General features: G+C 69.7%; 17 protein-coding genes. 6 read left to right on the top strand and 11 right to left on the bottom strand.

What is annotated here, in order from left to right:
• Positions 1 to 201: 201 nt before the first annotated feature.
• The 5 genes from M3U25_RS04695 to M3U25_RS04675 all read left to right on the top strand — a co-directional run bounded on the left by M3U25_RS04695 (position 202) and on the right by M3U25_RS04675 (position 6,421).
• On the top strand, positions 202 to 735 hold the full coding sequence (locus M3U25_RS04695; protein ID WP_355499624.1) for a Smr/MutS family protein: 534 nt from the start codon (positions 202 to 204) through the stop codon (positions 733 to 735).
• A 213-nt stretch (positions 736 to 948) separates the two neighbouring features.
• A complete protein-coding gene (locus M3U25_RS04690) occupies positions 949 to 2,355 on the top strand; it encodes a DUF535 family protein (RefSeq protein WP_355499626.1) in 1,407 nt (468 codons plus the stop codon).
• A 48-nt stretch (positions 2,356 to 2,403) separates the two neighbouring features.
• Entirely contained in the window at positions 2,404 to 2,952 is a 549-nt protein-coding gene (locus tag M3U25_RS04685) for an RNA polymerase sigma factor (protein ID WP_355499629.1), read from the top strand.
• Complete coding sequence (locus M3U25_RS04680; protein WP_355499632.1) at positions 2,952 to 3,920, top strand: FecR domain-containing protein; 969 nt, start codon at positions 2,952 to 2,954, stop codon at positions 3,918 to 3,920. The genes M3U25_RS04685 and M3U25_RS04680 overlap by 1 nt, the downstream gene beginning before the upstream one ends.
• A gap of 113 nt (positions 3,921 to 4,033) precedes the next feature.
• Positions 4,034 to 6,421, top strand: coding sequence for a TonB-dependent receptor (locus M3U25_RS04675; protein ID WP_355499635.1), 2,388 nt, complete (start codon positions 4,034 to 4,036; stop codon positions 6,419 to 6,421).
• A gap of 27 nt (positions 6,422 to 6,448) precedes the next feature.
• On the opposite strand, the gene truD is transcribed toward M3U25_RS04675, so the two are convergent.
• The 10 genes from truD to M3U25_RS04625 all read right to left on the bottom strand — a co-directional run bounded on the left by truD (position 6,449) and on the right by M3U25_RS04625 (position 14,576).
• Positions 6,449 to 7,498, bottom strand: coding sequence for a tRNA pseudouridine(13) synthase TruD (truD, locus tag M3U25_RS04670; RefSeq protein ID WP_355499638.1), 1,050 nt, complete (start codon positions 7,496 to 7,498; stop codon positions 6,449 to 6,451).
• Complete coding sequence (ispF, locus tag M3U25_RS04665) at positions 7,495 to 7,998, bottom strand: 2-C-methyl-D-erythritol 2,4-cyclodiphosphate synthase (RefSeq protein ID WP_355499641.1); 504 nt, start codon at positions 7,996 to 7,998, stop codon at positions 7,495 to 7,497. Before ispF ends, truD begins: the two co-directional genes overlap by 4 nt.
• A 37-nt stretch (positions 7,999 to 8,035) precedes the next feature.
• Positions 8,036 to 8,506 (bottom strand): hypothetical protein, encoded by a 471-nt coding sequence (locus M3U25_RS04660; protein ID WP_355499644.1) that lies wholly within the window; start codon positions 8,504 to 8,506, stop codon positions 8,036 to 8,038.
• Entirely contained in the window at positions 8,506 to 9,207 is a 702-nt protein-coding gene (ispD, locus tag M3U25_RS04655) for a 2-C-methyl-D-erythritol 4-phosphate cytidylyltransferase (RefSeq protein WP_355499903.1), read from the bottom strand. Before ispD ends, M3U25_RS04660 begins: the two co-directional genes overlap by 1 nt.
• Entirely contained in the window at positions 9,204 to 9,563 is a 360-nt protein-coding gene (gene ftsB, locus M3U25_RS04650) for a cell division protein FtsB (protein WP_160946552.1), read from the bottom strand. Before ftsB ends, ispD begins: the two co-directional genes overlap by 4 nt.
• 3 nt (positions 9,564 to 9,566) lie before the next feature.
• The gene (gene eno, locus M3U25_RS04645; RefSeq protein ID WP_242159927.1) at positions 9,567 to 10,859 is read right to left on the bottom strand and encodes a phosphopyruvate hydratase; all 1,293 of its coding nucleotides are present in this window, start codon (positions 10,857 to 10,859) and stop codon (positions 9,567 to 9,569) included.
• 87 nt (positions 10,860 to 10,946) lie between these two features.
• Positions 10,947 to 11,291, bottom strand: a complete 345-nt coding sequence (locus M3U25_RS04640) for a hypothetical protein (RefSeq protein WP_355499649.1) — start codon at positions 11,289 to 11,291, stop codon at positions 10,947 to 10,949.
• 85 nt (positions 11,292 to 11,376) lie between these two features.
• A complete protein-coding gene (gene kdsA, locus M3U25_RS04635) occupies positions 11,377 to 12,207 on the bottom strand; it encodes a 3-deoxy-8-phosphooctulonate synthase (RefSeq protein WP_184643229.1) in 831 nt (276 codons plus the stop codon).
• Positions 12,208 to 12,519: 312 nt separating this feature from the next.
• A complete protein-coding gene (locus M3U25_RS04630; RefSeq protein WP_019799956.1) occupies positions 12,520 to 14,184 on the bottom strand; it encodes a CTP synthase in 1,665 nt (554 codons plus the stop codon).
• Between the two features lie 137 nt (positions 14,185 to 14,321).
• Positions 14,322 to 14,576: a hypothetical protein gene (locus M3U25_RS04625; RefSeq protein ID WP_355499653.1), complete on the bottom strand. Its 255-nt coding sequence runs from the start codon at positions 14,574 to 14,576 to the stop codon at positions 14,322 to 14,324.
• Positions 14,577 to 14,741: 165 nt separating this feature from the next.
• On the opposite strand from M3U25_RS04625, the gene parE reads away from it, so the two are divergent.
• On the top strand, positions 14,742 to 16,631 hold the full coding sequence (gene parE, locus M3U25_RS04620) for a DNA topoisomerase IV subunit B (RefSeq protein ID WP_355499656.1): 1,890 nt from the start codon (positions 14,742 to 14,744) through the stop codon (positions 16,629 to 16,631).
• Positions 16,632 to 16,818: 187 nt separating this feature from the next.
• Here parE and M3U25_RS04615 read toward each other — a convergent pair whose 3' ends face one another.
• Positions 16,819 to 17,637 (bottom strand): CDP-diacylglycerol diphosphatase, encoded by an 819-nt coding sequence (locus M3U25_RS04615; protein WP_355499659.1) that lies wholly within the window; start codon positions 17,635 to 17,637, stop codon positions 16,819 to 16,821.
• Positions 17,638 to 17,663: the final 26 nt, after the last annotated feature.

The following is a 17,663-nucleotide window of genomic DNA, read 5'->3' as shown; positions in this document are numbered from 1 at the left end:
TGCATGATACCGGATGCGTCCGGCCAGGTCGCTGACAGCGCGCCGACCATCGCGATGGCCGCCTTTGCGCGGGACGCCGCACAGGCAACACGGCACGACCTCCTGCGCGCTGGGCGCCGAGAACGCCGCGCCCCGCGGCGCAGGCACTGTCGGCGCTACCGTACTCACCTCAAACCACGCAGCACGCTCTAAGCTGTGCGCATGGCGCATTCCGACGACGAAGACCCCGCCGCGCTGTTCCGCGCGGCCATCGGCAAGGTGGCCCCGCTCAATGCGACGCCGCCGGCCAATGCCAAGCCACGCCCCAAGCCGCGCGCACGCATGGCCGAACGCGACGAGGCCGAGGCGCAGGGCGAGTTCCAGCAATTGCTGCGACAGAGCGCGCCACTGGAAGCCGGCGATGTCGCCAGCTACCGCCGCGAGCATCTGCCGGCGCGGGTGTTCCAGCGCCTGCGCAAGGGCCAGTTCTCGGCCCAGGACGAACTGGATCTGCACGGCGCCTCCGCCGCGCAGGCCGAGGCGCTGCTGCGGCAGTTCCTGGCCGAGGCGCACGCGCACGAGTTCGGCTGCGTGCGGATCGTGCACGGCAAGGGCCTGCAATCCGGCGGCGTGCCCCTGCTGAAGAATCTGGTGGACCGCCTGCTGCGCCAGCGCAACGACGTACTGGCCTTCCATTCGGCGCCCACCACGCAAGGCGGCACCGGCGCGATGCTGGTGCTGCTGGCACGCCGCTGAGCGGCGCTGCGCGCGACGCCGGTCACGCTCGGGCCAGGCGTGGCGCCTGCGTTCCAGTTCGGGTCGCACGCTCTGCCTGACTGCGCGAGCGCACGACGGCGCGCATCGGCTCGCGCGGGACGGATGTAGGAGCGGCTTCAGCCGCGACGTGCGTTCTCGATAGCGCCCATCGCGGCTGCAGGGCATCTCGCGCATCCCCTGCTTTCGCCACACATGAGCCGGATGCCGCTGGTCCTGTGGGAGCGTCTTTCAGCCGCCACCGGGGGGCGTTACCGGGAAGGCCGGTCGCGGCTGAAGCCGCTCCTACAAGAGATTTTTCGTCTCCTAGTTAGTTGGAGGCGCCCTGAAGCCCTCCCTGTCGGTCGCGGCAAAAGCAGCAGCCGAGGCGCCTTCGCCCCCGGCGCGGCAGCCTCCAGTTCGACAACACGCCACCCGACAGGGGCATCGTCGCGCGCCCCGCGCTGGAACTGCACGCGCGCATTTCAATTTTCGCCCGCTGAAACGTCTTGCCAGAGAGTACCGCCCCTCTGCGAGCCAAAAGTGACCGACGCAACCACCGAATTCCTCCTGCAACCCACTGATAACGTGGACGTTTCCGCAAGCGCCGCGAGCTTCGCGGCAGCGCCGACGCACATCGCCCGGCCACGGCGGCCGCTCCCGGCGCCGTCCCGGGCCGCCGGCTCCACCGCGCCCACGCGGTGGCCGGCACTGTTCCTGGCCTCGCTCAAGGGGCGCACGGACTGGCACGGCGATCGCTGGCAGCGCGTGATGAAAGCGGGCAAGTACCTGGTGCGCGCGCTGTCCGTGCCGATCGCCCACGGCCGCTTTCTGGAGGAACTGCAGCGCGAGCCGCGCATGCACGGCTATGCGGCGCGCGATCCGCGCCTGCTCGAGCGCCACCTGCACCGCTTCGTCAACACCCGCTGGAACCGTTCGACGCGCCTGCGCCATCTGCAGCAGCACTACCGGCTCCTGCTCGATCGCCTGCCGCACGCCCTGTTCGACGCGATCTACCGGCAAGGCCAGGCGGACCTGGGGACGCTGCCGCTGCACGACGGCAGCGCGCTGACGCTGTCGCTGCTGCCACCGGCGCCGATGAGCTGCGAAGGCGAGCTTTGGTTGCAGCTCAGCGACGCGGCGGGACGCGAGCTGTATCGCCTGGTGCTGACCGTGACCGGCGACGATGCCCATCCGACGGTACTGATCGGTTGCCTGCAAGGCCCCAAGGGTACCGACGCCCGCGACGTGGTGCGCGCGCTGACCAAGCAGATGCACGGGCTGCGGCCCAAGCAACTGATGCTGTCACTGGCCTGCACCTTCGCCGAGCGCCTCGGCGCGCACGCGATCCGTGCCGTCTGCAATGGCGCGCATCCGCTGCAGCGCAAGCGCGACGTGTTCCTGGCCGACTACGACGCGTTCTGGATCGAGCAAGGCGGTACGCCCATCGCCGATGGCTGGTTCGCGTTGCCGCTGACCCCGGCGCGCAAGACCGTGGCCGATGTCCCCAGCCAGCATCGCGCGGCGTTTCGTCGCCGCGAGGCATTGCGGGCGCACGCCGAGGGCTTGCTGGCTGCCGCGCTGCCGACGGCGTGCGCCGGTGCGTCGCGTGGCGGCCGGTGAGCCTGGCTATACTGCCGCGGCCGCTTCCCTCCAGGAGCACCAGCAGTCGTGAGTCGGCTCGAGCACACCGAGGGCGCGCCGTCGCCGGAGCGGACGCATGCGCATCACGTCGACGCATTGTTCAAGGAGCATCACCGCGCCCTGCTCGCCTTCCTGCACTGCAAGCTCGGCTCGATGGCGGACGCGCAGGACGTGGCGCAGGAGGCGTACATGCGCATCGTGACCCTTGAGCGCCCGGACGCGCTGGCATCGCCGCGCGCCTATCTGTTCCATGTCGCCTCGAACCTGGCCGTGGACCGACTGCGCATGCGCAAGGTGCGCGAGAACGCGGCCGTGGAACTCCCGGAGCAGGACCTGCCGCTGCCGCCGATTCCCGAGCGGCACGCCACGGCCAGCGAGCAGTTGCGCGAACTGACCCGGGCACTGAAGGAACTTCCCGCCAAGACCAGCCGCGCCTTCGTGCTGCACGTGATCGAAGGCAAGGACTTCGGCATGATCGCCAAGGCGATGAACGTGAGCGAACGCATGGTCCGCTACCATGTGGCCAACGCCCTCGCGCATTGCCGCAAACGCTTCGACGAAGCGGAGATCCCGTAATGGACAGCGGCATCGACCAACACATCCTCGACGACGCGGCGCGCTGGTGGACCCTGCTCCGCGAACCCGACAGCAACGAGGACACCATCGCGCGCTGGCTGGACTGGACCGCGGCCGACCCGCGGCATCTGCAGGCGTTCGAACGCATCAATGCGCTCGGTGGCGACCTGGGCGCGCTCGACACCGCCGCACGGGGCGACCTGCTGCGCAGGTTCGCGGCGCCGCGTGCGCGCTGGCGGCCGCTGCAGGTGGCGGCCTGCATCGGCGCGCTGGCGCTCGGCGGCGCCCTGGCCTGGCGGCAGCTGAACCCGCCGCCGGTCACCCAGGTCTACAGCAGCGCGATCAGCCGCCACCGGGACATCGTGCTGGCGGACGGCTCGAAGATCGCGCTCGGCGGCGCATCGCGGCTGAGCACCCGGTTCAGCGCCGCGCAGCGCCGGGTGGAGCTGATCGCCGGCGAGGCGTTCTTCGACGTGGCGCATCACGCCGGGCGACCGTTCGTGGTCGACGCCGGCGGCGTCTCGATCCTGGACGTGGGCACGGCATTCGATGTCAGCCGCGACGGCGAACGCGTCGCGATCGCGGTCACCGAAGGCCGGGTGCGCATCTACGGCGCCGGCCAGGTACCGGCCGACGGCCGCGGCGGGCTGGAAGCGGTGGCCGGACAGCGCGTGTCCTACGATCCGGCCAGGCCGACGTTGCAGGTCGGCCAGATCAGCGTGGCGCAGGCCATCGCCTGGCGCGATCACCGGCTGGAATTCGTCGATACGCCGCTGGACACGGTGATCGCTCGGGTCAACCGCTACAGCGACCGCCCACTGCGCCTGGCCGACCCGGCGCTGGCGCGGCTGAGCTTCACCGGCACCGTCGACACCCGGGCCACGGCGCAGTGGATCGAGGCCTTGCCGCAGGTCTTCCCGCTACAGGTGCGCCAGGGCAAGGACGAGATCGTGCTGAGCCGCCGTTAGGCGATACTGGTCCCCATCCTGGCCCCGCCGAGGCGGCGTCCACGCCGCCCGGGCACCGCATCGGCGATGCCGCGCATGGCATAATCCGTGCTTCCGCTGGGGGGCGACGGGCAGTGCGTGGGCTGAGGCGACTGATCATCTGTGGCAGCCTGGCGCTGCAGCTCGTTCCCTGGAACCGCGCCCTCGCCGCCCCCCTCGCGTCCGACGCACGGCAGATCGCCTTCTCGATCCCGCCGCAGGCGTTGTCCACCGCGCTGATCGCCTACGGCAAGCAGGCCGACGTGCAGATCCTCACCGCCAGTCCGACCCTGGCCGGGCTGCGCAGCGACGGGGTGCAAGGCGTATTCACCCGGGACGCGGCGCTGCGGCGCCTGTTGCAGTCGAGCGGCCTCGCCTATAGCGCGCTCGATGCGAACACGGTGGCCATCACGCCCGCCACCGTGGCGCCGCCCGATCCTGCCGAGGCCGCCGACGAGCATCGCGCCGGCACGCCCCCCAAGCTGCTGGAACAGGTCGATGCCGCGGCGCTGACCGCGCGCGCCATGGGCGACGCGCCCGCCTATGCCAGCGACGCGCTGCGCTATGCCACCGACGCCATCGCCGTGCCGCAATCGGTGAATGTCGTCGCCCCCCACCTGATGGCGACACAACAAGTCTGCACCGTCGCCGACGCACTGCGCAACGTGGCCAGCGTGCAGCACATCGAAAACCCGTTGCGCGCGCCGCTGTTCAAGATCCGCGGCATCTACACCGGCAACGGCATGACCGACGGGATGCCGAACAGCTTCGTCGGGCTCGGCGGCTATCCGCCGATGATCGGCGTGGAGCGGGTCGAGGTGCTCAAGGGCCCGGAATCGATCCTCGGCGACAGCAATGGCGGCGACATGAGCGGACTGGTCAACGTCGTCACCAAGCAGCCGCTGCGCAAGCCGCAGCGTGAACTGCGCTATGCCTTCGGCGAACGCGGCGACGTGCAGGCCGGGCTCGATGCGACCGGACCGATCGGCACCACGGCGCTGAGCTACCGGCTCGTCGTCTCCGGCCAGCATGCCGATTCCACTGCGCAGGGCTACGGTCCGCGCAACGCCGCCTACCTGGCGCCGTCCATCGCCTGGCAGAGCGACGGCACCCGCCTGGTGCTCGGCGTGCAGCGCGTGACCGATCGCCAGCCGGCCGCCGATCACGCGCTGCTGCTGCGCAACCGCGTGTCGGCGATGACGCCCAGGTCCTTGCGCCTCGGCAATTCGCAGGACCACACCGCCTACCGGACCCAACGCGCCTACTACCTGCTCGATCAGCGGCTCAGCGACCGCTGGCAACTGCGCAGCCGTGGGCAGTACGTGAACCAGGCGGTCGACGCACGCAACTGGGGCATGTTGTCGCCGTCGCCGACCGGCCTGGTCCGTGCCTATGCCGAGGCCTATCGCAACGAAACGGCGTACTACACCGTCCAGAACGACCTGGTCGGCAGCTTCGGCGACGGGCCGCTGCAGCAGACCGTGACCCTGGGCCTGGACTACACGCGTGCGCGCCTGGGCAGCAGCGATTACTTCATCCGCATGCGCCGCAACCGCTACGACGTCTTCGGCGACGCGCCGCTGGGACCGGTGCACTGGCCGCATTCGCGGCGCGGGATCCGGCATTACCCCGGCAGCCCCTGGTCGAGCCGCAGCGGCATCCTGCTGCAGGACCAGATCAGCGTGGGCGAGCGCTGGGACGTGTTGCTGGCGCTGCGCCGCTCGGCATACGAGATCTCCAGCTACGACGCCAGGGGCAAGCTGCGCCAGTTGCGCCGGCGCCGCTGGGTGCCCAACGTCGGCGTGGTCTACAAATTGAGCCCGGAGGCGTCGCTGTACGCCAGCAGCATGAACGGCTTCGCGCCGAGCGCGGTACTCGGCAAGAACGGCCGGCCATTGCCGCCCGCGCTGTCGCGGCAGGTGGAGGCCGGGGCGAAGCTCGACCTGTTCGACCACCGGGTGCGACTCAACATCGCGTACTACCAGATCACCGTCGACCGCAGTTTCGACCTGGTGCTGGCGCATCCGTCGTACTTCGCCAAGCCGATCGACAGCCAGAGCAACCGCGGGCTCGATCTCGACGTCGTCGGCGCACTCGCTCCCGGCCTGGAACTGAGCAGCAGCCTGGCACTGGCGCGCATCGGCCGGCACGACGGCACGCCCACCACCGGCGTGCCGCGCGCGCGCTTCACCCTGTGGAGCAGCTACCGGTTCCAGGACAGCCGCTGGAGCGGCTGGGGCGTGGCGGGCGGCATCCTGGCGCGCGACCACACCCTCGGCCGCCGCCTGGCCGGCGGCTACTTCAAGATCCCCGGGCAGGCCAGCGTGGACGCGAACGTGTCCTACCACACCGAGACCTGGGGGGTGACCGTAGGCATGCGCAACGTCTTCGACCGGCGCCTGTATGCCGACGATTTCGACGAGACCTTCGTCCCGTTACCGGACGGTCGCAGCCTGCTGCTGACCGGCTCCTACCGCTTCTAGCGCGCGTCGCGGACCTGCGTGCCGCGCTCAGGCCTCGGTGGAGGCCTGCGGCGCTTCCTCGACCTGGCCGAGTTCGTGCAGCAGCGCCGTGGCGTAGCTGCCCGGCGGCAGTGCGAAGCGCAGCTCCAGGGCCTCGCCCTGCCCGTCCAGCCAGCGCCACTGCAGGTCGGCCACGCGCAGGCGGGTCGCCCGCCGCTCCTGCTTCAGCCCCTCGCGCTCCAGGCCGTCGCGCAGGCGCAGCGCCACCGCCTCGTCCAGCGCCGCCAGCTCCAGCGCACGCGCCGCCTCGGCGCTGCGCAGTTCACCGGCACCCCACAGCGGCGCGGACGGGTGGATGTCGAAGCGCTGCAGGCGCTCGGCCAGCGCCTCCGACCACGGCTCCGGACCGAACACGCTGCGGCTGCCGTCGAGCATCCAGACTTCGCCGTCCAGCGCACTGTCCCAGTTGCCGGCGGCCACGCGGGCGGCCAGCACCCGGTTGAACAGCTCCGAACGGGCGGCCGACAGCAGCAGCGAGCGCTGCTCGCGCCGCACCCGGCGGCCGCCGAACATCGCCAGCGCGGCACCGACGTTGCCGCCATCGCGGCCGAAGCGCTGCTCGCCGAACCAGTTGGGAATCCCGCGCGCGGCGATCTGCGCCAGCCGCGCCTCGATCGCCGTGCGCTCGCCGCGCACCTCGCGCAGCACCAGCACGAAGCCGTTGCCGGCCAGCGCACCGCGCGGCAGCTTGCGGTTGTGCCAATGCGACTCCAGCACCTGCAGGTCCGCGTCCTGCAGGCTCTCCAGCGCTGGGGCCACGCGCTTGGGCAGATGCACCGAAAAGCGTTGGGTGGTGACCGCATGGCGGTCCTTCATGCCGGCATAGCCGATCGCCAGCTCCGCCACGCCGGCCCACTGCGCCAGGCGGCGCGCGGCAAAGGCGGTGTTCATGCCGCGCTTGCGCACCGTCAGCAACAGATGCTCGCCCTCGCCACTGGGCGCGAACGCGGGCAGCTCGTCGACCTGGAAATCCTCGGCGCTGCTGCGCATGCGCGCCTGCAGCGGCGCGGCACCGAACGCGCGCGGCAACTCGCTCACAGTGCCACCAGCAAGGCCACCGCCTGCGCCGCGATACCCTCGCCGCGGCCGGTGAAGCCCAGCTTTTCGCTGGTGGTGGCCTTGACGCTGATGCAGTCCAGTTCGACCTGCAGCAGCGCCGCCAGGCGTTCGCGCATCGCCTGCGCGTGCGGGCCGACCTTGGGCCGTTCGCAGATCACGGTGACATCGGCATTGCCCAGGCGCCAGCCGCGCGCATGCAGCAGGCCCACGCAGTGATCGAGGAACTGCGCGCTGTCGGCGCCCTTCCAGCGCGGATCCGATGGCGGGAAATGCTGGCCGATGTCGCCCAGCGCCAGCGCGCCGAGCAAGGCGTCGCACAGCGCGTGGATCACCACGTCGCCATCGCTGTGGGCAAGCACGCCGCGCTCGTGCGCCACGCGCACGCCGCCGAGCATGATGTGGTCGCCCTCGCCGAAGGCGTGGACGTCGTAGCCCTGGCCGATGCGGAAAGAAGGAGGAGCAGAGGTACCGTGTGACATGGGAGTCCTGTTCGTGAGAAGCGTCGACGCCTGGCGGTCAGACGCCGGGGTGCAACGTGCGCATGTAGACCGGCAGGGCCGCGGACGCCGGCATCGCGTCGTCGTCCACGTCCGCTGCCCCCCACTGCGGGTTGCGCCAGTCGGTCTGGACGATGCGCGCGACGAGCGCCGGCAACGACGTCTGCTGGATCGGCACGCCAAACGGCAGGCGGCCGTGCGCCGCCGACACCAGGCTGAAGCGCAACTGCCGCGCCTGCCCGTCGTGCCAGCAATAGAAGATCATCGAAGGCGCCCCCTGGGCGCGCAGCCTGGCCTGCCGATCGTCGGCGACCGCCTCCACGAACCGCGCCACGCTCGCGACGTCGATCCCCGCCGATTGCGCCTCGCGCGGCGAGAACGCCCACAGGTTGGCCTGGGCCTCGTGCTGGATGGCGTCGCCATCGACCACGATCGCAGCGTCCGCGGCCTGCCGCAGCCAGGCATGCGCCACCGACGTTTCGAACCGCATCAGCCGCCCTGCCGCTGGAACAGTTCGAACTCGAAGCGCGCCAGGTCCGCGGGTGTGGTGACCTTGAAATTGTCTTCGGCGCCTTCCACCAGCAGCGGCCGCAGCCCCAGCAACTCCATCGCCATGGCGTCGTCGGTGACCTCCACGCCGGCCGCGGCGGCCTGCTCCAGCGCGCGGCTGAGCTGCATGCGCCGGAACAGCTGCGGGGTCAGCGCGCGCCACAGGCGCTCGCGCGGCTCGGTGCCGTCGATGCCGCCGTCGTCGCCGGCGCGCTTGAGCGTGTCGCGCACCGGCGCGGCCAGGATCGCGCCGACCGGATCGCCGCGCCCCGCTTCCAGCAGCCGGTCCAGATCGGCCAGCGCCAGGTTCGGCCGCGCCGCATCGTGCACCAGCACGAAATCGTCCGCCTTCACCGAATCGGGCAAGGCGTGCAGCGCGGCCAGCACCGAGCCGGCGCGGCTGCCGGCGCCCAGGCAGGTCAGCACCGGCTTGCCGGCCAGTTCGGTCCAGCCCGGCCACTGCGCATCGTCCACGCCCAGCGCGACCATCGCCCCAGCCACCGCCGGATGCGCCAGCAGCGCTTCCAGCGCATGCGCGAGCAACGGGCGCCCGCCCGCCTGCAGATACTGCTTGGGGGTGGCGCCGCCGAAACGGGTGCCGCGGCCGGCCGCCGGGACCACGGCCCAGACCGTGGCCATCAGGGTTGCTCGCCCGGCGCTGGCGTGACAGGCGCAGGCTGCGCAGCCGCGGCCGTGCCGGCCGGGGTCGACACCGGCGCATTCTCGACCACGCGGTAGAACTTTTCGCCCGGCTTGATCATGCCCAGTTCGCTCCGCGCGCGCTCCTCGATCGCCGCCTCGCCGTCCTTGAGATCCTTGACCTCGGCGGCGAGCGCGGCGTTGCGTTGCTGCAGTCCTTCGTTGTCGCGCTTCTGGTGCTCGACCTGGCTTTCGAGCACCAGCACCTCGCCGGAATTCCCCGGACCGAGCCAGAAGCGGTACTGCAGCCACGCCAGCAGTCCCGCCAGCACCAGCAGCAGCCAGCGCCAGTTGCGCACGGCTTATCGCTTGAGCGAGACGAACGCGCCGCGCCCGGCATAGCGCGCGGCGCTGCCCAGCGCTTCTTCGATGCGCAGCAGCTGGTTGTACTTGGCCACGCGATCGCTGCGGCACAGCGAACCGGTCTTGATCTGGGTGGCGGTGGTGGCCACGGCGATGTCGGCGATGGTGGTGTCCTCGGTCTCGCCGGAACGGTGCGACACGATGGCCGCATAGCCGGCCTTGTCGGCCATGGCGATGGCTTCCAGGGTCTCGGTCAGGGTGCCGATCTGGTTGACCTTGATCAGGATCGCGTTGGCGGTGCCGGACTCGATGCCCTGCTTGAAGATCTTCGGGTTGGTCACGAACAGGTCGTCGCCGACCAGTTGCACCTTGCTGCCGATGCGGTCGGTGAGCAGCTTCCAGCCGGCCCAGTCGTCCTCGGCCAGGCCGTCCTCGATGCTGACGATCGGGTACTGCGCGGCCCAGTCGGCGAGGAAGTCGACGAACTGCTCGCTGGTCAGGCGCTTGCCCTCGCCCACCAGGTGGTACTTGCCGTTGTCGTAGAACTCGCTGGAGGCCACGTCCAGACCCAGCAGCACGTCTTCGCCGGCGGTGTAGCCGGCCTTGCCGATCGCTTCCAGGATCGTGTCCAGCGCTTCCACGTTGCTGCGGAAATCCGGCGCGAAGCCGCCTTCGTCGCCGACCGCGGTGGACAGGCCGTGGCCCTTCAGTACCGACTTCAGCGCGTGGAAGATCTCGGTGCCGGCGCGCAGCGCCTCGGAGAACGAGGCGGCGCCGACCGGCAGCACCATGAATTCCTGGAAATCGACGTTGTTGTCGGCATGCGCGCCGCCGTTGATGATGTTCATCATCGGCACCGGCAGCGCCAGGTTGGCGGTGTTGCCACCGGCCAGCGACTGCCACAGCGGCTGCTTGCGCGAGGCGGCAATGGCATGCGCGTTGGCCAGCGAGACGCCGAGCAGCGCATTGGCGCCGAGGCGGCCCTTGTTCTCGGTGCCGTCCAGGTCGATCAGGCGCCGATCCAGGCCCTGCTGGTCGGCGGCGTCGAAGCCCTTCAGCGCGCTGGCGATGGTGGTGTTGACGTTCTCCACCGCCTTGCGCACGCCCTTGCCGAGATAGCGGGTCTTGTCGCCGTCGCGCAGCTCGACCGCTTCCTTGGTGCCGGTGGACGCGCCCGAGGGCACCGCGGCACGACCGAACGAACCGTCCTCCAGGATGACATCGGCTTCCAGCGTGGGATTGCCGCGGCTGTCGAGGATTTCACGGGCGTGGATGCTGCGGATCGTACTCATGGGCGGGCCGGTTACCTGTAGGAAGAGGGGGCGGAAACGAATGCCGGCTGATTATCCCCGGCTGCCCGTTCCTTGCCAAATGCCGCCTCAGCCAAGGCGCACCGCGCCCAGCGGGATCCCGCCGAGGAACAGCAGGATCAGGACCAGCATCGCCAGCAACAGGCCGGCGCCGATGCCGGCCAGGACGCGGCCACGCCGCAGGGCCCAGCCCAGCGCGGCGGCGATCAGCGTGCCCAGCGCGGCGACCGCCAGCACCAGCAGGCCGCCGACGATCCAGGGCTGCATGGCCAGGATGCCGTGGTCGCCGTCGCCGGGCGGACCGATCGCGCGGATAAAGGCGAACAGCACCACGCCCAACGCCGCCCAGGCCAGCAGCGACAGCAGCAGCGCGCACAGGCCCCACGAGAAACGGGTCCGGGTGCGTGCGCTCATCGCCCGCGTCCCACGGCCCAGGCAGGGACCCGGCAGGACGCGTCCCGCCAGGCGTGGGACGGATGCCGCGGCAGCAGCCAGGGCCTCACGCGAAGCGCGAGAACCCGTGCTTCTTGGTGACCGCGTCCAGTTCCATCAGCGTTTCCAGCAACGCTTCCATCTGGTCCAACGGCCACGCGTTGGGGCCGTCGGACAGCGCCTTGGACGGATCCGGGTGGGTCTCGGCGAACAGGCCGGCCACGCCCACGGCGACCGCCGCGCGCGCGAGGACCGGCACGAATTCGCGCTGGCCACCGGAACTGCCGCCCTGCCCGCCCGGCAGCTGCACCGAATGGGTGGCGTCGAACACCACCGGGCAGCCGGTCTCGCGCATCACGCTCAGCGAGCGCATGTCGCTGACCAGGTTGTTGTAGCCGAAGCTGGCGCCGCGCTCACAGACCATGATCTGCTCGTTGCCGGTGGACTTGGCCTTGTCCACCACCGGCTTCATGTCCCACGGCGACAGGAACTGGCCCTTCTTGATGTTGACCGGCTTGCCGGCGGCGCACACGTTCTTGATGAAGTCGGTCTGCCGCACCAGGAACGCCGGGGTCTGCAGCACGTCGACCACCGCCGCCACCTCGTGCATCGGCGTGTATTCGTGCACGTCGGTCAGCACCGGCACGCCGATCTGCGTCTTCACCGCCTCCAGCACCTTCAAGCCTTCTTCCAAGCCGGGGCCGCGGAAGCTGGTGCCGGAAGTGCGGTTGGCCTTGTCGAAGCTGGACTTGAAGATGAAGTTGATGCCCAGCCGGCCGGTGATCTCCTTGAGCCGGCCGGCGACGTCGAGCTGCAGCTGCATCGACTCGATCACGCACGGGCCGGCGATGAGGAACAGCGGCTGGTCCAGGCCGACGTCGAAGCCACACAGTTTCATTGGATCACCTATCGGTTGAGCCCCGTACCGTTCGGGCACGAGATGTTTGGCGAGGTTACTCCCCTCTCCCACCGGGAGAGGGGTCGGGGGCGAGGGTCCGGGCGAAGCCTCGTGCAATCAAGCCCCTCTCCCGCCGGGAGAGGGGTTGGGGTGAGAGTCCGGGCGAAGCCTCATGCAATCTAGCCCCTCTCCCGCCGGGAGAGGGGTTGGGGTGAGGGTCGGGGCGGAGCCTAGGGAACTCAAACGACGCGAGGCTTCGCCCCGTACCCTCATCCGGCGCTTCGCGCCACCTTCTCCCACAGGGAGAAGGAACTACGCGCGCGCTTCCTTCAATAGCTTCCCACCCGCCTTGCGCTCGCGCGCAGCGCGGACGAAGCCGATGAACAACGGATGGCCGTCGCGCGGCGTGGACAGGAACTCCGGGTGCGCCTGGCAGGCCAGGAACCACGGGTGCGTCTCGCGCGGCAGTTCCACCATCTCCACCAGGGTGTCGTCCATCGACTTGGCGGCAATCACCAGGCCGGCGTCCTCCAACTGGGTGCGGTAGCGGTTGTTGAACTCGTAGCGATGGCGGTGGCGCTCGGCCACCACGTCCTTGCCGTACAGTTCGCGCGCCAGCGTGCCCGGCTTGAGCCGCTGCTCCTGCAGGCCCAGGCGCATGGTGCCGCCGAGGTCGGACTTCTCGTCGCGCTTCTCGACATCGCCGCTGGCGGTGCGCCACTCGGTGATCAGGCCGATCACCGGATACGGCGACTGCCGGTCGTTCTCGGTGCTGTTGGCCGCATCCAGGCCGGCGACATGCCGCGCATAGTCGACCACCGCGGCCTGCATGCCGTAGCAGATGCCGAAATACGGCACGCCATGCTGGCGCGCATAACGCGAGGTCAGCACCTTGCCTTCGAAGCCGCGGTCGCCGAAGCCGCCGGGCACCAGGATGCCGTCCACGTCGGCCAGCGCCGCCATGTCGCTGCCTTCCAGGTCTTGCGCCTCCAGCCACTTCAGGTTGACCTTGGTGCGCTGGCGCAGGCCGCCGTGCTTGAGCGCCTCGCCGACCGACTTGTACGCGTCCTGGTGGTCGACGTACTTGCCGACCACGGCGATGGTGACCTCGTCGAGCGGATGCTTGATCGCGTCGACCACCGCCTCCCATTCCGACAGGTTGGCCGCGCCGACCTTGTCGCGCAGCTTGAACTGCTCGATGACGATCTCGTCCAGGCCCTGCCGGTGCAGTTCCAGCGGCATGCCGTAGAGCACGTCGATGTCGGCGGCGCTGATCACCGCGCGCTCCGAGACATTGGTGAACAGCGCGATCTTGCGCCGCTCCGAATCGGGGATCGCCTGCTCCGAGCGGCACAGCAGCACGTCCGGCTGGATGCCGATCGAGCGCAGTTCCTTGACCGAATGCTGGGTCGGCTTGGTCTTCAGCTCGCCGGCCGCGGCGATGTACGGCACCAGGGTGAGGTGCATGAACATGGCCTTCTCGGCGCCGCGCTCGGTGCGCACCTGGCGGATGGCCTCCAGGAACGGCAGCGACTCGATGTCGCCGACGGTGCCGCCAATCTCGACCAGGGCCACGTCGTAACCGGCGGTGGCCTCATCCACGCAACGGCGGATCTCGTCGGTGATGTGCGGAATCACCTGCACGGTGGCGCCGAGGTAGTCGCCGCGGCGCTCCTTGCGGATCACGTTCTCGTAGATGCGACCGGTGGTGACCGAATTCTTGCGCGACAGGCGCGTGCGCACAAAGCGCTCGTAGTGGCCCAGGTCCAGGTCGGTCTCGGCGCCGTCGTCGGTGACGTACACCTCGCCGTGCTGGAACGGGCTCATCGTGCCCGGGTCGACGTTGATGTAGGGGTCCAGCTTCATCATCGTGACCGACAGGCCACGTGCTTCGAGAATGGACGCAAGCGAAGCGGCCGCGATGCCCTTGCCAAGCGAGGACACTACGCCGCCGGTAACGAAGATCAGGGGGGTCATGGCTCAAAGGCCTCCCGGAAAGCCATAGTTTAACGGGTGAAGCGGATTTGCCCAAGCGCTTTTGCGCAACAGCCGCCCCACAAAAAAGCGACGCCCCGGGCGACCGGGGCGTCGTGTGCAGGAAACCGTGCGCAGACTCAGGGCTTGCGCGCTTCCTCTTCCTCTTCCTTCTTGGGCGCCGCCGCATCCTTGCCGGCCTTGTGCTCGGCGGCGGCAGCGGCGCGGCGCTTGGCCTTGGCGTCGGCCTCGGCCTTTTCCTTGGCGACCTGCGCCTCGTAGGCGGCGGCACCGGAGGCGGCCGGATCGGCGCTGCGCGCCTGGGCCATCGCGACCGGCACGGCCACCGCGGCGGCGACCAGGGCGGCCAGGGTCAACAGCTTGCGAACGTTCATGGCGGACTCCTTTGGGACGTGCGACGAAGATGTGGGCGACGTCGCGGTTTTTCCAGGGCCAGCCTAGCGTGACGCCCCCGCACCCGCCCTGAACACCGGCGACGTGCAAAAAACCGCCGCAGACCGCACACTTCCGGATCTGCTTCGCGCCACCTGCTGAGACGCATGAATACCCGCTACAACGCCGCCGACATCGAAGTTCTCTCTGGCCTGGACCCGGTCAAGCGCCGGCCGGGCATGTACACCGACACCGCACGCCCCAACCACCTGGCGCAGGAAGTCATCGACAACGCCGTGGACGAGGCGCTGGCCGGCCACGCCCGGCACATCGAGGTGACGCTGTACAAGGACGGCAGTTGCGAGGTGTCCGACGATGGCCGCGGCATGCCGGTGGACATCCACCCGGAAGAGAAGATCTCCGGCGTCGAACTGATCCTGACCCGGCTGCACGCCGGCGGCAAGTTCAGCGACCGCAACTACACCTTCAGCGGCGGCCTGCACGGCGTCGGCGTCAGCGTGGTCAACGCGCTGTCCAAGCACGTGGAACTGTTCATCAAGCGCGAAGGTAACGAATACCGCATGGCCTTCGCCGATGGCCACGCCGCCTCCAAGCTGGAGATCGTCGGCAGCGTCGGCAAGAAGAACACCGGCACGCGCCTGCGCTTCTGGCCGGACCCGAAGTATTTCGACACGCCGAAGTTCGCGGTGCGCGCGCTGCGCCACCTGCTGCGCGCCAAGGCCGTGCTGTGCCCCGGCCTGACCGTCAAGCTGCACGACGAGGCCACCGGCGAACAGGACACCTGGTACTTCGAGGACGGCCTGCGCGACTACCTGCGCGGCGAACTGGCCGAGCGCGAGCTGCTGCCGGCCGAGCTGTCCGTCGGCAGCCTGAAGAAGGACCGCGAGATCGTCGACTGGGCGGTAGCCTGGGTGGTGGAAGGCGAGCTGGTGCAGGAGAGCTACGTCAACCTGATTCCGACCGCGCAGCACGGCACCCACGTCAACGGCCTGCGCAGCGGCCTCACCGATGCGCTGCGCGAGTTCTGCGATTTCCGCAACCTGCTGCCGCGCGGCGTCAAGCTGGCGCCGGAAGACGTGTGGGACCGCGTCGCGTTCGTGCTGTCGCTGAAGATGACCGACCCGCAGTTCAGCGGCCAGACCAAGGAACGCCTGTCCTCGCGCCAGGCCGCCGGCTTCATCGAGGGCGCCGCGCACGATGCCTTCAGCCTGTGGCTGAACCAGAACGTGGAGACCGGCACGCGCATCGCGCAGATCGCCATCGACCGCGCCAGCGCGCGACTGAAGACCGAGAAGCAGATCGTGCGCAAGAAGGTCACCCAGGGTCCGGCGCTGCCGGGCAAGCTGGCCGACTGCATCAGCCAGGACCTGTCGCGTACCGAGCTGTTCCTGGTCGAGGGCGACTCGGCCGGCGGCAGCGCCAAGCAGGCCCGCGACAAGGATTTCCAGGCGATCCTGCCGCTGCGCGGCAAGATCCTCAACACCTGGGAAGTGGCCTCCGGCAGCGTGCTGGCCTCCGAGGAAGTGCACAACCTGGCGATCGCGATCGGCTGCGACCCAGGCAAGGAAGAGATCGACGGCCTGCGCTACGGCAAGGTGGTGATCCTGGCCGACGCCGACTCCGACGGCCTGCACATCGCCACCCTGCTGACCGCGCTGTTCCTGCGCCACTTCCCTGCCCTGGTGCGCGCCGGCCACGTGTTCGTGGCGATGCCGCCGCTGTTCCGCGTGGACGTCGGCAAGCAGGTGTTCTACGCGCTGGACGAGGAAGAGAAGCGCTCGCTGCTGGACAAGATCCAGCGCGAGAAGATCAAGGGCCAGGTCAGCGTCACCCGCTTCAAGGGCCTGGGCGAGATGAATCCGCAGCAGTTGCGCGAGTCCACCATCCACCCGGACACCCGGCGCCTGGTGCAACTCACCGTGGACGACGGCGACCAGACCCGCTCGCTGATGGACATGTTGCTGGCCAAGAAGCGCGCAGGCGACCGCAAGCAGTGGCTGGAGACCAAGGGCGACCTGGCTTCGCTGGAGGTCTGAGGCGGGCGCAGCTCGATTGCTTGCTGCCGTCGTAGGAGCGGCTTCAGCCGCGACAGGGCTTTCCCGAACAAGCCGGGTCGCGGCTGAAGCCGCTCCTACGATGGAAGACGGCGGCATTGGCGGGCTTACGCACCGACTTCCTCGTTCGTCACGCCGGCTATCCGGCGATGGATTGCCATCCACGCAATCAGCCGTGCGCAGGCGCCGCCGGGACCACCCCGGTGCAGTCGTGATCCTGCAACTCTTCCGCGCCGACCCCGTCGCCAGGAAGCGCGGTGGCGGCCAGCAGCACGAAGCCAGGGTGGCCATCGAACGTCGCGCCGACCACCGCCAGGGTCTGTTGCGCCATGCCCTGCTGCGGCGGTAACGCGCGCGCCAGCAACGTCAACGGATTCGCATCAAGCGCCTCGCCCTCCACGCGCATGGCCCGATAGACATGGCCGTGCAGCGGTTGCGGCAACGGTGCCCAAGCCGGGCCGATCGACGCCTGCATCGCCTGCAGTTGATCGCGCACCTGCGGCGCCAGGCAATCGATGTGGATGTGCAACTGGTCCTGCGAGCGCGCCGAGGGCGGGTTGATCGTCAGGCTGGCCAGGTCGCGCGGCAGCGGCCTGCCCAGTGCAGTCGCGACCCGGCTGCGCGCCTGCCAGGCCAGGTCCAGCCAGTTCGGCGCACCGGCGGCACGCGCGCGCGGATCCTCGATGCCGCTGACCGGCACGGTCGGGATCAGCAGGTACTGGTAGGCGCCGCGCAGGTCCTTCATCAACGCGTAGCGCTGGCCGGGCTCGGCATGGACTTCGCTGCACGGCGCCGGATCGGCGCCGGCCCGTGCCTGCGGCAGGCAGCGGGTGCTCAGCAGCCGCCACAGGCGCTGCCGATCGTGGGCATGCGGATCGTGTGCCGCTGGCGAATCGGTTACGGACTGCGGCGATGGCAGGCTGGTGCAGCCGGCCAGCAGCGTCGCCAGCAACAGGCATAGCGGCAGGCGGAAACGAAAGACGGGCATGCGCAGCGGACCGGACGCGGGACGAA

Origin of the sequence: Xanthomonas sp. PPL134 (genome assembly GCF_040595915.1) — a bacterium.
Taxonomy (GTDB): Bacteria; Pseudomonadota; Gammaproteobacteria; order Xanthomonadales; family Xanthomonadaceae; genus Xanthomonas_A; species Xanthomonas_A indica.
The sequence above is the reverse complement of the archived record's forward strand: the minus strand, read 5'-3'. Positions and strand labels throughout refer to the sequence as shown.

What these genes read in the sequence shown, in the direction of transcription:
- M3U25_RS04630 (WP_019799956.1), bottom strand. Translation starts at nt 14,184, where the DNA reads ATGACCCCCCTGATCTTCGTTACCGGCGGCGTAGTGTCCTCGCTTGGC.
- M3U25_RS04625 (WP_355499653.1), bottom strand. Translation starts at nt 14,576, where the DNA reads ATGAACGTTCGCAAGCTGTTGACCCTGGCCGCCCTGGTCGCCGCCGCG.
- kdsA (WP_184643229.1), bottom strand. Translation starts at nt 12,207, where the DNA reads ATGAAACTGTGTGGCTTCGACGTCGGCCTGGACCAGCCGCTGTTCCTC.
- ispF (WP_355499641.1), bottom strand. Translation starts at nt 7,998, where the DNA reads ATGTCACACGGTACCTCTGCTCCTCCTTCTTTCCGCATCGGCCAGGGC.
- M3U25_RS04690 (WP_355499626.1), top strand. Translation starts at nt 949, where the DNA reads ATGAGCCGGATGCCGCTGGTCCTGTGGGAGCGTCTTTCAGCCGCCACC.
- eno (WP_242159927.1), bottom strand. Translation starts at nt 10,859, where the DNA reads ATGAGTACGATCCGCAGCATCCACGCCCGTGAAATCCTCGACAGCCGC.
- parE (WP_355499656.1), top strand. Translation starts at nt 14,742, where the DNA reads ATGAATACCCGCTACAACGCCGCCGACATCGAAGTTCTCTCTGGCCTG.
- M3U25_RS04615 (WP_355499659.1), bottom strand. Translation starts at nt 17,637, where the DNA reads ATGCCCGTCTTTCGTTTCCGCCTGCCGCTATGCCTGTTGCTGGCGACG.
- M3U25_RS04660 (WP_355499644.1), bottom strand. Translation starts at nt 8,506, where the DNA reads ATGCGGTTCGAAACGTCGGTGGCGCATGCCTGGCTGCGGCAGGCCGCG.
- M3U25_RS04680 (WP_355499632.1), top strand. Translation starts at nt 2,952, where the DNA reads ATGGACAGCGGCATCGACCAACACATCCTCGACGACGCGGCGCGCTGG.
- M3U25_RS04640 (WP_355499649.1), bottom strand. Translation starts at nt 11,291, where the DNA reads ATGAGCGCACGCACCCGGACCCGTTTCTCGTGGGGCCTGTGCGCGCTG.
- M3U25_RS04695 (WP_355499624.1), top strand. Translation starts at nt 202, where the DNA reads ATGGCGCATTCCGACGACGAAGACCCCGCCGCGCTGTTCCGCGCGGCC.